The following is a 219-nucleotide window of genomic DNA, read 5'->3' as shown; positions in this document are numbered from 1 at the left end:
TCGTGACTTATGCCCAGAAGGCCGTGGAACGCTGGATGGACAAACGGGACAGCCGCACGCCGAAAGCTCTGGTACACACCGATCCCAACACCGCCGCTACGGCATCCAGCGCCACAAAGGCGGAAAAGATCAGCAGGGCGTATTTGGCGATGTTGAGGATCAGCCGTTTGATTTTGATAATAGCAATCTCGTTAGTCATGCTGAGTCCCCCTTCAGTTC

General features: G+C 54.8%; 1 protein-coding gene. It reads right to left on the bottom strand.

From position 1 onward, the window contains the following. Positions 1 to 7: 7 nt before the first annotated feature. Entirely contained in the window at positions 8 to 199 is a 192-nt protein-coding gene (locus H6B10_RS17130) for a hypothetical protein (RefSeq protein ID WP_204652533.1), read from the bottom strand. Positions 200 to 219 lie beyond the last annotated feature (20 nt).

Source organism: Gemmiger formicilis, assembly GCF_016901605.1.
GTDB classification, from domain to species: Bacteria; Bacillota; Clostridia; order Oscillospirales; family Ruminococcaceae; genus Gemmiger; species Gemmiger formicilis_B.
The sequence above is the reverse complement of the archived record's forward strand: the minus strand, read 5'-3'. Positions and strand labels throughout refer to the sequence as shown.